Genomic DNA, 14,203 nt, shown 5'->3' on the forward strand with positions numbered 1-14,203 from the left:
GATTTCTGAGGAAAAAGCAATCTGCAGTTGTAAGCCCGCTGTAAAAGGCCGTCGGCGGTGCAGTCAGTTCGGTGCCGGCGTGCGCGCAGCCACCGGAGCGTACACGCAGTACGTGAGGATGGCGAGCACACCCCGGTGCCGAAATGGCAAACAAGCCAGGCCGATTAGCGGCCAGGGAATCCCGGCGGCATCATCCCTTTCATATTCCGCATCATCTTCGCCATCCCGCCCTTCTTCATCTTCTTCATCATGCGCTGCATGTCGTCGAACTGTTTCAGAAGGCGGTTAACGTCCTGCACCTGCATCCCGCAGCCTGTCGCGATGCGGCGCTTGCGGGAGCCTTTGATGATTTCCGGCTTCGCGCGCTCTTTCAGCGTCATCGAATTAATGATGGCTTCCATACGCACCAGGATTTTGTCGTCCATCTGCGATTTCACGTTGTCCGGCAGTTGGCCCATGCCCGGCAGCTTGCCCATCAGGCTCGCCATGCCGCCCATGTTTTTCATCTGCTTGAGCTGCTCAAGGAAATCGTTTAAGTCGAAACCGTCGCCTTTTTTCAGTTTGGTGGCGAGCTTTTCCGCCTGGGCGCGATCGACTTTGCTTTCGATATCTTCGATAAGCGACAGCACGTCGCCCATGCCGAGAATACGCGATGCGATACGGTCCGGGTGGAACGGCTCCAGCGCTTCGGTTTTTTCGCCGACGCCAAGGAATTTAATCGGTTTGCCGGTAATGTGACGAATCGAGAGCGCCGCACCGCCGCGGGCGTCGCCGTCCACTTTGGTCAGCACCACGCCGGTCAACGGCAGCGCTTCGTTAAAGGCTTTCGCGGTATTGGCGGCGTCCTGGCCGGTCATCGCGTCGACCACAAACAGCGTTTCCACTGGTTTGATAGAGGCGTGAACCTGCTTGATTTCGTCCATCATCGCTTCGTCGACGTGCAGACGACCGGCGGTATCCACCAGCAGCACGTCGTAGAATTTCAGCTTCGCTTCTTTCAGCGCCGCGTTAACGATGTCGACCGGCTTTTGCGCCACATCGGACGGGAAGAAATCCACGCCCACCTGCTGCGCCAGCGTTTCGAGCTGTTTGATCGCCGCCGGGCGGTAAACGTCCGCGGAAACCACCAGCACCTTTTTCTTGTGCTTTTCGCGCAGGAATTTACCGAGCTTACCGACGCTGGTCGTTTTACCGGCGCCCTGCAGGCCCGCCATCAGCACCACGGCGGGCGGCTGCGCGGCCAGGTTCAGGCTTTGGTTCTCTTCGCCCATCGCCGCCACCAGTTCGTTACGAACAATCTTCACGAACTCCTGGCCTGGCGTCAGGCTTTTATTAACTTCATGCCCTACCGCTTTCTCTTTTACGCGGTTGATGAAGTCACGCACCACCGGCAGCGCGACGTCCGCTTCCAGCAGCGCCATGCGCACTTCGCGCAGCGTCTCTTTAATGTTGTCTTCAGTCAGGCGCCCACGGCCGCTGATATTGCGTAGCGTGCGCGACAAACGGTCAGTTAAATTATCAAACATGATCTCTTGCCCAAGGGTAACTTTAGGCCGCCGCAGCGACACCGAGTAAGAATGTGGCGCAGTATAACATGAAGCCGCCCTGGTTGTGATGCAACGGTTGGAGCAGGCGGCGCGTAACGCTATACTGCTTCTCTTTCTCTTCTGGCTAATCCGACATCCTATATGCCTGTTTTTTCACTGCTGGCGCTTGTCGCCTACTCGGTAAGCCTGGCGCTTATCATTCCCGGCCTGCTTCGCAAGAACAGCGCGTGGCGTCGCCTTGCGATACTTTCGGCGGTGATAGCGCTCGTCTGTCATGCCGTGGCGCTGGAAGGTCGACTGTTCCCGGACGGCAGCAGCGGCCAGAATCTCAGTTTGCTCAACGTCGGTTCGCTGGTCAGCCTGATGATCTGCACCGTAATGACAATCGTGGCCTCGAAAAACCGCGGCTGGCTGCTGTTGCCGATTGTCTATGCGTTCGCCCTGATCAATCTGGCGTTCGCGACCTTCGTGCCGAATGAATATATTACGCATCTGGAAACCACGCCCGGCATGATGGTGCACATCGGCCTGTCGCTCTTCTCCTACGCGACGCTGATTATCGCCGCGCTCTACGCGCTGCAACTCGCCTGGATAGACTATCTGCTGAAGAACAAAAAGCTGGTGTTCAGCGCCGATATGCCGCCGCTGATGGGCATCGAGCGCAAGATGTTCCATATCACCCAGGTCGGCGTCGTGCTGCTGACGCTGACGCTCTGCACCGGCCTGTTCTATCTTCACAATATGTTCAGCATGGAGAATATCGACAAAGCGGTACTGTCCATCGTCGCATGGTTTGTCTATATCATCCTGCTCTGGGGACACTATCATGAAGGCTGGCGCGGCCGCCGCGTGGTGTGGTTTAACGTCGCAGGCGCCGCTTTGCTGACGCTGGCCTACTTCGGCAGCCGGGTTATCCAGCAGTTCGCGGGCTAAACTTCTAAGGACATTCGTTTGGAACATATCTCAACCACCACACTCATCGTAACGCTTATCGTGATGGTGGTGGTCTCCGCCTACTTCTCCGGCTCCGAAACGGGGATGATGACCCTCAACCGTTATCGCCTGCGGCACCTGTCGAAGCAGGGCAACCGCGCGGCGAAACGGGTGGAACGTTTGCTGCGCAAGCCTGACCGGCTGATAAGCCTGGTGTTAATCGGCAACAACCTGGTCAATATCCTTGCCTCGTCGCTCGCCACTATCGTCGGCATGCGCCTGTATGGCGACGCGGGCGTGGCGATCGCCACCGGCGTACTGACCTTCGTGGTGCTGGTTTTCGCCGAAGTCCTGCCGAAAACCGTCGCGGCGCTCTACCCCGAAAAAGTCGCGTTCCCGAGCAGTTTTTTACTCGGCCCGCTGCAAATCATCATGATGCCGCTGGTCTGGCTGCTGAACATGATCACGCGCGTGCTGATGCGCATGGTCGGTATTAAAGCGGATAACGTAGTGAGCGCCGCGCTCAGCAAAGATGAGCTGCGCACTATCGTGCATGAGTCGCGCTCGCAGATTTCGCGCCGCAATCAGGACATGCTGCTCTCCGTACTGGATCTGGAGAAAGTGAGCGTCAGCGACATCATGGTGCCGCGTAACGATATCGTCGGCATTGATATCAACGATGACTGGAAATCCATTGTTCGCCAGCTCACCCACTCGCCGCACGGGCGCATCGTGCTCTACCGCGAATCCCTCGACGACGCCATCGGCATGCTGCGCATCCGCGAAGCCTGGCGGCAGATGAACGAGAAAAAAGAGTTCACCAAAGAGGTGATGCTGCGCGCCGCCGATGAGATCTACTACGTGCCGGAAGGCACGCCGCTCAGCGTCCAGCTGGTGAAATTCCAGCGCAATAAAAAGAAAGTGGGCCTGGTGGTCAATGAATATGGCGATATTCAGGGGCTGGTGACGGTAGAAGATATTCTTGAGGAGATTGTCGGGGACTTCACCACGTCGATGTCGCCGACGCTTGCCGAAGAGGTGACGCCGCAAAACGACGGCTCGGTCATCATCGAAGGCAGCGCCAACGTGCGCGAGCTCAACAAAGCGTTCAACTGGCGCTTACCTGAAGAGGAGGCCCGCACCGTCAACGGCATGATCCTCGAAGCCCTGGAGGAGATTCCCTCCGCCGGCATTCGCCTGCGTCTGCACCAGTACGATATCGATATTCTGGATGTGCAGGAAAATATGATTAAACAGGTGCGGATTACGCCGGTAAAACCGCTGCGCGAAAGCGTGGAAGGCAACTAACCGTATCCCATTAAAAAAGGCCAGTCGATGACTGGCCTTTTTCATTACTACGTCCATTACGACGCGGCTTACGCCTTCGCTTTCGCGACGGTCACCATCGCGGCGCGAATGGTGCGGCCGTTCAGGGTATAGCCTTTCTGCATCACCGCCAGTACGTGGTTCGGCGCAACGTCTTCCGATTCCACCATGGCGATAGCCTGATGCACGTTCGGATCCAGCGGCACGTTGGTGTCGGCAATCACTTCCACGCCGAACTTGCGCACCACGTCCAGCATCGATTTCAGGGTCAGTTCGATCCCTTCCACCATCGCAGCCATATCCTGATTTTCTTTGTTCGCCACTTCGAGCGCGCGATCGAGGCTGTCGATAACCGGCAGCAGCTCGTTGATGAATTTCTCGAGCGCGAATTTATGCGCCTTCTCGATATCCTGCTCGGTACGGCGACGCAGGTTTTCCATCTCCGCTTTCATGCGCAACACCGTGTCGCGCTCGCGGTTCTGGGCCTGCGTTAACTCCGACTGCAACCGGGCAATCTCTTCATCGCGCGGATCCACCTGCTCAGCAGATTCGGCAGATTCTACAGCCTCAACCTCTTCATGCTGCTCCGTGACGATCTCTTCCGGGGCTTGCCCGTCAGGCGTTTTCTGTTCTTTACTACTCATGAAATTCTCCGCGTTTATGCATTCGTATCGCTAACCTGGATTATTATGGGGATCAGTTTGCGGGTTTCAAGGGAAGCAGACAGATTGTCCCCCTTTCCACGCCTATAAGGACGACCAGGAAAATGAATAACCATTTCAACTGCATCGGTATTGTCGGACATCCACGCCACCCTACCGCGCTGACGACGCATGAAATGCTCTGGCGCTGGCTTTTGGATCGCGGCTACGACGTCATTATCGAGCAGCAGATAGCCGAGGAGCTAAAACTGAGCGACGCCCGCACCGGGACGCTGGCGGAGATCGGCCAGCAGGCGGATCTGGCGGTCGTGGTCGGCGGGGACGGCAACATGCTCGGCGCCGCGCGTGTTCTGGCGCGCTACGACATCAGCGTCATCGGCATCAACCGCGGCAACCTCGGCTTCCTCACCGATCTCGACCCGGACAACGCCCAGCAGCAGCTGGCGGACGTGCTTGAAGGCCACTACATCCGCGAGCAGCGCTTTTTGCTGGAGGCGCAGGTCTGCCAGAAAAACTGCCAGAAGCGTATCAGCACCGCGATCAACGAAGTGGTCCTGCACCCAGGCAAAGTGGCGCACATGATTGAATTTGAAGTCTATATAGACGAGAAATTCGCGTTCTCCCAGCGCTCGGACGGCCTGATTATCTCCACGCCCACCGGCTCCACCGCCTATTCGCTCTCCGCCGGCGGACCGATCCTGACGCCGTCGCTCGACGCCATCACGCTGGTGCCCATGTTCCCGCATACGCTCTCGGCGCGCCCGCTGGTGATTAACAGCAGCAGCACCATCCGCCTGCGCTTTTCCAACATGCGCAGCGATCTGGAAATCAGCTGCGACAGCCAGATAGCGCTGCCTATCCAGGAAGGCGAAGATGTGTTTATCCGCCGCTGCGACTATCCGCTGAACCTCATCCACCCTAAGGACTACAGCTATTTCAATACGTTAAGCTCGAAGCTCGGCTGGTCAAAAAAATTATTCTGAAACCCGCATCAGCCACTTTACTGTATATAAAACCAGTTTATACTGTATGCAATTACAGCTCTGTGAGTTTATACAGGAAGGCGGCTATGCTGGCACAATTAACCATCAGTAATTTCGCTATTGTTCGTGAACTGGAAATCGACTTTAACGCCGGGATGACCGCCATCACCGGCGAAACCGGCGCCGGTAAATCCATCGCGATCGATGCGCTGGGTTTGTGCCTGGGCGGCCGTGCGGAAGGCGACATGGTGCGCGCCGGCGCCAGCCGCGCGGATCTCTGCGCCCGCTTCGCGCTGAAAGATACGCCCGCCGCGCTGCGCTGGCTGGAAGAAAACCAGCTCGAAGACGGCAGCGAGTGCCTGCTACGCCGCGTTATCAGCAGCGATGGCCGCTCGCGCGGCTTTATCAACGGCACCGCCGTACCGCTCTCGCAATTGCGCGAGCTCGGCCAGTTACTGATTCAAATTCACGGTCAGCACGCCCACCAGCTCCTGCTCAAGCCTGAGCATCAGAAACGCCTGCTGGATGGCTATGCGGGTGAAGGCGAGCTGATGGCGCAGATGGCGCAAAGCTACCGTCAGTGGCATCAAAGCTGTCGCGATCTCGCCCTGCATCAGCAGCAGAGCCAGGAGCGCGCCGCGCGCGCCGAACTGCTGCACTATCAGTTAAAAGAGCTTAACGAATTCAACCCGCACGCGGGCGAGTTCGAGCAAATCGATGAAGAGTACAAACGCTTAGCCAACAGCGGGCAGCTGCTTTCTACCAGCCAGCAGGCGTTAAACCTGCTGGCCGACGCGGAAGATGCCAACCTGCAAAGCCAGCTCTACAGCGCACGCAATCTGGTGACCGATCTCGTCGGCATGGATGACAAACTCTCCGGCGTACTGAATATGCTTGAAGAGGCCGCCATCCAGCTGAGCGAAGCCAGCGACGAACTGCGTCACTACTGCGAACGCCTGGATCTCGATCCGAACCGTCTGTATGAGCTGGAGCAGCGCATCTCCCGTCAAATTTCGCTTGCGCGCAAGCACCATATCGCCCCGGAAGAGCTGCCCGCGTTCCACCAGAAGCTGCTTGAAGAGCAGCAGCTTCTGGACGACCAGGCCGATTGCCTGGAAACGTTGACCCTGGCGGTCAACAAACATCACCAGCAGGCGCTGGCGGTGGCTCACGCGCTGCATGAAAGCCGCGTGGGCTATGCCCGCGAGCTGACACAGCTGATTACCGACAGTATGCATTCGCTGTCGATGCCGCACGGCCAGTTCACCATCGACGTGCTGTTTGAAGAGCACCACCTGACGGCGGAAGGCGCGGACCGCATCGATTTCCGCGTCTCTACCAACCCCGGCCAGCCGCTGCAGCCGCTCGCCAAAGTCGCCTCCGGCGGCGAACTCTCCCGTATCGCGCTGGCGATTCAGGTGATCACCGCCCGGAAGATGGAAACCCCGGCGCTGATTTTTGATGAAGTGGATGTGGGTATCAGCGGCCCGACCGCCGCCGTGGTGGGTAAACTGCTGCGTCAGCTTGGCGAATCCACCCAGGTAATGTGCGTCACCCACCTGCCGCAGGTCGCGGGCTGCGGCCATCATCACTTCTTTGTCAGCAAAGAGACCGATGGCGCGATGACCGAAACCCATATGCAGCCGCTGGATAAAAAGGCGCGCCTGCAGGAGCTCGCCCGTCTGCTGGGCGGCAGCGAAGTCACACGCAATACCCTGGCGAACGCTAAAGAGCTGCTGGCGGCGTGATTTTCTCTCCGGCGGGGCTCTGCGCCCCGCGCTTTCGCTCAGAAAAGCAGCAACAGAAGCGCGACGCGTGCTTTAATCGCTTTTTGCGCTAACTTTTTTCCTCCGCTACGGTCATAGTGAAGCGCCTTAAGGTTTTAAACTGACTGAAGGTTTATTATCATCGGCTAATTATGTATGAGCCGCGTGTTGCTCGGGCCCGAAAAGGAATCTAATCACTATGCGCTGTAAAACGCTGACTGCTGCCGCAGCGGTCCTTCTGATGTTGACCGCAGGCTGTTCTACTCTGGAGCGAGTGGTTTACCGCCCCGACATTAACCAGGGTAACTACCTGACGCCTACCGACATTGCTAAAATCCGTATCGGCATGACGCAACAGCAGGTTGCTTACGCGCTGGGCACGCCGATGATGACGGACCCGTTCGGCAGCAATACGTGGTTCTACGTTTTCCGCCAGCAGCCGGGCCATGAAGATGTCACCCAGCAGACGCTGACCCTGACGTTCAACAGCAACGGCGTGCTGACCAATATGGATAACAAGCCGAAGCTCGACGCGCAGCGTTAATCGCGCGTGATGCTCAAACGAAAAAAGGTGCCTGTGGCACCTTTTTTATTGGGCGTTTTATGGCGTGCGCCTGATGCCCGCCAAAAGTAACGCATACCGCGGCTTACTTTTTCGCCGCGCGTTCGGCGCGCTGGCGGCGCAGCTCTTTCGGGTCGGCAATCAGGGGCCGGTAAATTTCCACCCGGTCGCCGTCGCTTAACGTATCGGCAAGCTTAACCGGGCGGCTGTAGATCCCGACCTTATTCTTTTTCAGATCGATATCCCTGCGCAGCTCCAGCAGGCCGGAGGCGATAATTGCCTCTTCCACCGACGCGCCTTCGGGCAATTTTACCTTACGCAGGTACTGTTTTTCGGGCAGGGCATACGCCACTTCCACCTGAATCTCACCCGGCACTGTAAACCTCTTTGGCGCGCTGCGAGAACGCCTGCACCATGCTTGAGGCGAGTTCTTTAAAGACCCGGCCAAACGCGAGCTCAATGAGCTTGTTGGTAAATTCGAAATCAAGATTGAATTCAATCTGGCAGGCGTCTTCGGTCAGCGGCGTAAATTTCCAGCCGCCCATCAGTTTCCTGAAGGGGCCATCGACCAGATGCATCAAAATGCTCTGATTGCTGATCAGCGTATTGCGGGTGGTGAACGTCTTGCTGATGCCGGCTTTCGACACTTCGACGGCGGCAGTCATCTGGCCCGGGGACGACTCCAGCACGCGGCTACTCACGCAGCCGGGCAGAAACTCCGGGTAGGATTTCACATCGTTCACTAACTTATACATCTGCTCAGCGCTGTAAGGCACCAGGGCAGTACGACTAATCTGGGGCATAGTATTTCCTGTGAGTCATACGACTTAGAAATAATAACATTTATCATCCATTAAACAAAAACTCGCCGCCAGACATGCTAAGATAACCCTTTTCCACCCCGGGAAAGGGGTGCGTTTTACGACCGGATTACCTATACTGAGCGGCACTATGACCAAGAAAAAAGCACACAAACCTGGCTCAGCCACGATTGCGCTCAACAAGCGCGCCCGCCATGAATACTTCATCGAAGAAGAGTTTGAAGCAGGTCTGGCCCTTCAGGGCTGGGAAGTCAAATCCCTGCGCGCCGGTAAAGCCAATATCGGCGACAGCTACGTTATCCTGAAAGACGGCGAAGCGTATCTGTTCGGTGCCAACTTCCAGCCGCTGAACGTGGCGTCCACCCATGTGGTCTGCGACCCGACCCGCACCCGTAAGCTGCTGCTTAACCAGCGCGAGCTGGATAGTCTGTATGGACGTATGAACCGCGAAGGGTATACCGTGGTGGCGCTGTCGCTGTACTGGAAGAACGCGTGGTGCAAAGTCAAAATCGGCGTGGCGAAAGGTAAGAAGCAGCACGATAAGCGCTCCGACCTGAAAGAGCGCGAATGGCAGCTTGATAAAGCACGCATTATGAAAAACGCGGGGCGTTAAGCCTGGCGATAAAAAAACCGGCGGCTGCCGGTTTTTTTATGGGCGCGGTGGGTGCGCTGCGCTTACCCACCCTGGATGACTATATCGCCACTTGTTATCTCTGGTGGGTGCGCTGCGCTTACCCACCCTACAAACTTATGCATATACCTGCGTAGGGCGGGTAAGCGCAGCGCACCCGCCATCTCAATAGCGCACCCGCCGCCTCAATATCAAGCCACCAACCTACCGCTCCCTTAACGCCTCTTTCACCTTGTTGAGCGGCTTAATCAAATAATCGAGCACCGTTTTCTGTCCGGTTTTAATCTCCACGTTGGCGACCATCCCCGGCAGGATCGGGAAGCGCTTGCCGTTGCGGTTCTTCAGCTCCGCGCTTTGCGTGCGCACATAGACGCGGTAATAAAACTGATCGCGTTTCACTTCATCCTGGAGCGTATCGGGCGAGACCATCTCCACCTCGCCTTTCAGATCGCCATAGATCGACGAATCGTACGCCGTAATCTTCACCGTCGCCGGTAAACCCGGCCGGATATAGGCGATATCGCGCGGATTAATGCGCGTCTCCACCAGTAGCTGATCTTCCAGCGGGACGATCTCCATCAGCTTGCCGCCGGGCTGCAGCACGCCGCCCACCGTCGTCACCTGAATATCTTTCACCACTCCGCGCACCGGCGAAAACAGCGTGGCGCGATCGAGCTGATCCGCCTTACCCGCCATCGCCTGCAACTGCGCGTCAAGATCGGCGTTATTCTTCACCTGCTCCTCACGCGCGCGCACCGCAAACTGGTTACGCGCATCGTCCATTTTGCCTTTCAGCTCCGCGGCCTGACGTTGCAGACGAATGACTTCCACTTCGCTGGCAGCCCCTTTCGCCACCAGCGGCTGGGTCATGCGCAGCTCCGCCATCACCAGATTGTAGGTTTTTTGCAGGTTCTCCAGCGTCTCGTTAAGGTTGCGGCGACGCGATTCATAGAGCTGACGCTCGCGAGCCACCAGCGCCGGTTCGCGCAGCGACTCCTCGCTAAACTGAAGCGGTTCGCCGGTCAGCTCCGAGCGCAGCCGTTCGCTGGAGGCGCGCAGCGCCCTCGCCCTCGCCGCCGCCTCGCCGTAGTTCGACTGAAACCGCGTCGGATCGAGCCGCGCCAGCATCTGCCCGCGCTCCACCACATCGCCTTCATGCACCATCAGCGCGTTAACGATCCCCCCGTCCAGACTCTCAATCACCTGCGCGCGGCTCGACGGCGTTATTTTGCCGGTGCCGACCGTCACCTCATCGAGCGTCGCGAACCATGCCCAGACGAAAAACAGCACCAGCGCCGCCAGCGTCAGCCAGATAACCGACGAATAAAACCGCCCCTGACGCGCCAGCTCTTCCTGCATCGTTAATTGGCTCATCAATGCTCCTTACGCCACCGAGGCGACATTGCTGTTGCGCTGCGCCTTCTGCAAAATGGCGTCGCGCGGGCCGTCCGCCACCACTTTGCCGTTTTCCATCACCACCACCCGGTCGACCAGCGACAGCAGCGCCGGGCGGTGCGTCACCAGCACCAGCGTGCGACCGGTCAGCCACTGGTGAAGCTGGCGGATAACATAGCTTTCCAGCTGTTCGTCCATTGAGGCGGTCGGCTCATCCAGCAGCACAATCTGCGGATTACGCACCAGCAGGCGGCTCAGCAGCACCATCTGGCGCTGCCCGCCGGAAAGCCCGCGTCCGCCTTCGTTAATCAGCCGGTCGAGGCTCGCGGCGTCATGCTGCACCATCGAGAGCGCGCCGCTGATGCGTAGCGCCTGCAACAGCTCGGCATCCGTGGCGTTGGGGTGCCCGAGCATCAGGTTCTGGCGCAGGGTGCCGAAAAAGAGCCGCGACTCCTGCGACAAAAAACCGACCTGGCGGCGCACGTCCATCGGATCGATATGCGCCAGATCCACGCCGTCGATAATCACTTTGCCTTTGCTCGCCTGCGCCTGGCCGGAGAGCAGCTTCAGCAGCGTGGATTTCCCGGCGCCCACTTTGCCGAGGATCGCCACGCGCTCGCCGGGTTTGATCTCAAGCGACGGCACCAGCAGCGCCTGATCGCCTTTTTCTTTGTCATAGCTGTACTGCACATCCTGAAACTGATAGTGGCCCGCCAGTACCGGGCAGTGCGCCATCTTGCTGCCCGCCTCTTTATCGAGCGGCTTTTTCAGCAGCTCATTGAGCCCGCTCATGGCGGTTTTGGCGTGCTGCCAGCGGGAAAAGACCATCGTCAGTTGCATTAACGGCGCCAGCGTGCGTGAGGAAAGCAGGCTGCACGCCACCAGCGTCCCGGTGGTGATTTGTCCGTCGAGCACCAGATAACTGCCGAACACCAGCATGCCGGCGTAGGTGATTTGCTGCACCGTCGAGGCCCAGCCGCTTAAGCGCGCTCCCCAGACGCGCTGCTTCATGCCGATGCTCGCGCCGACGCTGTGCGTGTGTTCCCACTGGCGCTGAAAATAGGGCTCGGCCTGGAGCGCCTTGATATCCTCCACGCCTTCGATCGACTCCACCAGCACGGCGTTGCGGATAGCGCTCTCGCGCATCCCCTCTTTGGCGAGCTTCGCCATCGGCCACTGGATCAAAAGCCCCGGGATCACAATCAGCGGGATCGCGATAAGCGGGATCGCCACCAGTTGCCCGCCCACCAGCGCCATGATCCCGAGAAACAACAGCACAAACGGAATATCCATCGCCGCGCCGACGGTCGTGGAGGTCAACAGCTCGCGCACCTGATCGATTTCGCGCAGCTGCGAGATAAACGATCCGGTGGATTTCGGCCGTTCGTCGTTTTTAATCGCCATCGCGCGGGCATAAAACAGTGACGACACATTGAGATCGATATGCTTGCCCATAATGTCGGAGACATGCGTGCGGGCAAGGCGAATGAAAAACTCAAACAGCGCCGCCAGCAGCACGCCGAAAAAGAGCACCCACAGCGTCGGGAACGACTCCGCCGGGATCACGCGGTCATAGACCTGCATTGAGAACAGAATACCCGCCAGCGCCAGCACGTTGCCGAGCACCGACGCCAGCGAAATCTCCGCAAGCTTACGTCCGGTGTGCCGGAAGTGGCGCCAGAACCAGTGCTGCTCGTACGGCCGGGTGAAATCATCGATGCGCGCGTCGCGCCCGCGGGCGGCGATGCCGAGCAACGCCACCTCCGGTTTGACGCGCTTCAGTAACTCATCCAGCGGCTCTTCGCGCACCAGGTCACCGCCTTCGCTCAGCCAGTAAGTCACCACGCCGTCGGCGTCGATGGCTTCCAGCAGCATCAGACCGCCCTCTTCCAGCTGCACGATGACCGGCAGCGTCTGGCTGTTCCAGCGCATGTTGTCAATCGGCGTCAGGCGCACCTGTAAGCCCATCAGCGCCGCGAGCCGGTCAAGTCGCGGCGCGAGCGGCAGATTTTCAAACCAGCGCATCTGCTGGCGCACCGCCGGCGCGTCGGCGGGCAGTCCGAAACGCCCTGCCGCGCGCGTCATGGCGCGGATCCAGCTTTCGGTATCGGGGATCTGAGACATTGCTACTCCTTAAAATGCCGCGCTTACAGCGACGGCAGCGTATCGCCGGTCATCCGGGCGCGTTCAATGCCAAGCATATCGAGCAGGTTATCCACCGCGGCGGCGTAGCGCACCGCGGCGTCCCACGCGTCATAGCGGGCGGTAATGGCCAGCGTGTCGGCCTGAAAAACGTCCTGTTCGATGCTCAGAAGATCGTTAAGGCTGCGCTTGCTGAGACGGTATTCATCGCGGTACACCTCCCGGGCGTGCCCGGCGCTGGCGATCTGCTGTTCGCCCGCCTGCTGGCGCTGCTGCGCCCCGGTCAAATCGGCCCAGGCGGTGGCGGCTTTCTGGTTGATATCAAGCTTGCTCGCCTCGACATCCGCGCGCGCGCTGGCGCGATCGCCCTCTGCCGCCTCCACGCGGGCGCTCACCGCGCCGCCCTGATAGACCGGCGCGTCCACCACCAGCTGTACCTGGTCATCCCAGTAGTTGGCATTGTCGTTCTGATAGCGCGTGCGCCCGGCCTGCACCGAGACCGTCGGCCAGTGCTGGGCCTGCGCCTGGCGGATGCGCTGTTCGGCGGCGAGCTGTCTGGCCTGGGCGGCGCGCACCGCGTTGGTCTGTTCATAACGCAGTGATTTGAGCGTAATCGGCTGGCGCAGCAAATCCTCCGGCAGATCCGGCAGCGTGTCGGCCACCACGCCAGTGAGCACGCTTAACGCCGCCTGGGCCGAGCGCGTCTGGGCGCGATATTGCTCAAGTGTTGCGTTCATCCCGGCGATGCGGCTTTGCGCCTGTAACACATCCGACTGCGTGCTGAGCCCGGCCTCTGAGCGTAAATCCGCCATATTCTGTACCGAGCGCAGCGATTCCAGATTGCGCTCAGCGGCCGCGGCGAGGCTCTGGTAGCGACGCACCTGTAAATACGCCTGAAGCGTCTGCATCCCGACCTGGTTCAGGGTGTCGTAAAGCTGAAAACGGTAGGCTTCGGAGAGATTTTCCTGCTCGTCGATGCTACCGCCGGTTTTGCCGAAATCGTAAATCAGCTGCTTAAGGTTCACGCCGCCTGCGGCGTTGCTGTTGAGGGAGCCGGAGGAATCGGTGCGGTGGTTACGCCCGACGTTGCCCTGTAAGGAGACTTGCGGAAACCAGGCGCTCTGCGCCTCTTCCAGGTTGGCCTTGCCGACGCGGATTTGCGCTGCGGCCTGCGAGATTTTAGGGTTGCGCGCAAAGGCGCGAAGTATGGCTTCTTTTATGGTGAGCTGCGCCTGCAGCTGTTCGGCCGGGGCGTTCTGCCAGGCAAACTCCTCCTGTGAAACGGCGGGAAAACTGATTAAAACGGTTGTCAGCAGCAATGCCAGCCGCCGGTAGCGCATTATTTTATTGTGCATCCTGTTTCCACCTTAAAAGCGCCGCCTGCGCGGCTGGTGATATTGTTAAAATGACGCAGGCGCCTCATCCCTGAGGCGCT

The 14,203-nt window shown here is 58.9% G+C and carries 13 protein-coding genes; 6 read left to right on the forward strand and 7 right to left on the reverse strand.

Annotated features, from left to right (window positions below):
- Nucleotides 1–164 precede the first annotated feature (164 nt).
- Complete coding sequence (gene ffh, locus AFK65_RS15025; RefSeq protein ID WP_007700961.1) at nucleotides 165–1,526, reverse strand: signal recognition particle protein; 1,362 nt, start codon at nucleotides 1,524–1,526, stop codon at nucleotides 165–167.
- A 162-nt stretch (nucleotides 1,527–1,688) separates the two neighbouring features.
- Here ffh and AFK65_RS15030 point away from each other — a divergent pair, with 162 nt between their 5' ends.
- Nucleotides 1,689–2,480 carry a cytochrome C assembly family protein gene (locus AFK65_RS15030; protein ID WP_007700963.1) on the forward strand — a complete coding sequence of 264 codons (792 nt, stop codon included), beginning with the start codon at nucleotides 1,689–1,691 and terminating at the stop codon, nucleotides 2,478–2,480.
- An 18-nt stretch (nucleotides 2,481–2,498) separates the two neighbouring features.
- Nucleotides 2,499–3,788, forward strand: coding sequence for an HlyC/CorC family transporter (locus AFK65_RS15035; protein ID WP_014728249.1), 1,290 nt, complete (start codon nucleotides 2,499–2,501; stop codon nucleotides 3,786–3,788).
- Between the two features lie 68 nt (nucleotides 3,789–3,856).
- Here AFK65_RS15035 and grpE read toward each other — a convergent pair whose 3' ends face one another.
- On the reverse strand, nucleotides 3,857–4,450 hold the full coding sequence (gene grpE / locus AFK65_RS15040) for a nucleotide exchange factor GrpE (RefSeq protein WP_004387959.1): 594 nt from the start codon (nucleotides 4,448–4,450) through the stop codon (nucleotides 3,857–3,859).
- A gap of 122 nt (nucleotides 4,451–4,572) precedes the next feature.
- Between grpE and nadK the strand changes: the two genes are divergently transcribed.
- The 3 genes from nadK to bamE all read left to right on the forward strand — a co-directional run bounded on the left by nadK (nucleotide 4,573) and on the right by bamE (nucleotide 7,761).
- Nucleotides 4,573–5,451, forward strand: a complete 879-nt coding sequence (nadK, locus tag AFK65_RS15045) for an NAD(+) kinase (protein WP_007700972.1) — start codon at nucleotides 4,573–4,575, stop codon at nucleotides 5,449–5,451.
- 86 nt (nucleotides 5,452–5,537) lie between these two features.
- Nucleotides 5,538–7,199, forward strand: coding sequence for a DNA repair protein RecN (gene recN / locus AFK65_RS15050; protein ID WP_038856486.1), 1,662 nt, complete (start codon nucleotides 5,538–5,540; stop codon nucleotides 7,197–7,199).
- 217 nt (nucleotides 7,200–7,416) lie between these two features.
- Nucleotides 7,417–7,761: an outer membrane protein assembly factor BamE gene (gene bamE / locus AFK65_RS15055; RefSeq protein ID WP_007700977.1), complete on the forward strand. Its 345-nt coding sequence runs from the start codon at nucleotides 7,417–7,419 to the stop codon at nucleotides 7,759–7,761.
- A 103-nt stretch (nucleotides 7,762–7,864) separates the two neighbouring features.
- On the opposite strand, the gene AFK65_RS15060 is transcribed toward bamE, so the two are convergent.
- Both AFK65_RS15060 and AFK65_RS15065 read right to left on the reverse strand, forming a co-directional pair.
- The gene (locus AFK65_RS15060) at nucleotides 7,865–8,155 is read right to left on the reverse strand and encodes an RnfH family protein (protein ID WP_007700980.1); all 291 of its coding nucleotides are present in this window, start codon (nucleotides 8,153–8,155) and stop codon (nucleotides 7,865–7,867) included.
- Nucleotides 8,145–8,582 carry a type II toxin-antitoxin system RatA family toxin gene (locus tag AFK65_RS15065; protein ID WP_007700983.1) on the reverse strand — a complete coding sequence of 146 codons (438 nt, stop codon included), beginning with the start codon at nucleotides 8,580–8,582 and terminating at the stop codon, nucleotides 8,145–8,147. Before AFK65_RS15065 ends, AFK65_RS15060 begins: the two co-directional genes overlap by 11 nt.
- Nucleotides 8,583–8,730: 148 nt before the next feature.
- Between AFK65_RS15065 and smpB the strand changes: the two genes are divergently transcribed.
- On the forward strand, nucleotides 8,731–9,213 hold the full coding sequence (gene smpB / locus AFK65_RS15070; protein ID WP_007700985.1) for an SsrA-binding protein SmpB: 483 nt from the start codon (nucleotides 8,731–8,733) through the stop codon (nucleotides 9,211–9,213).
- A 222-nt stretch (nucleotides 9,214–9,435) separates the two neighbouring features.
- Here the strand turns inward: smpB and AFK65_RS15075 are convergent, their stop codons facing one another.
- Genes AFK65_RS15075 through AFK65_RS15085 form a run of 3 tightly spaced genes read right to left on the reverse strand, consistent with a single transcriptional unit; the run spans nucleotide 9,436 to nucleotide 14,123 of the window.
- Entirely contained in the window at nucleotides 9,436–10,605 is a 1,170-nt protein-coding gene (locus AFK65_RS15075; protein ID WP_007700987.1) for an HlyD family efflux transporter periplasmic adaptor subunit, read from the reverse strand.
- 9 nt (nucleotides 10,606–10,614) lie between these two features.
- On the reverse strand, nucleotides 10,615–12,750 hold the full coding sequence (locus AFK65_RS15080; RefSeq protein ID WP_038856484.1) for a type I secretion system permease/ATPase: 2,136 nt from the start codon (nucleotides 12,748–12,750) through the stop codon (nucleotides 10,615–10,617).
- Between the two features lie 23 nt (nucleotides 12,751–12,773).
- Nucleotides 12,774–14,123: a TolC family outer membrane protein gene (locus AFK65_RS15085; protein ID WP_050569299.1), complete on the reverse strand. Its 1,350-nt coding sequence runs from the start codon at nucleotides 14,121–14,123 to the stop codon at nucleotides 12,774–12,776.
- Nucleotides 14,124–14,203 lie beyond the last annotated feature (80 nt).

Source organism: Cronobacter universalis NCTC 9529 (assembly GCF_001277175.1).
Lineage (GTDB): Bacteria > Pseudomonadota > Gammaproteobacteria > Enterobacterales > Enterobacteriaceae > Cronobacter > Cronobacter universalis.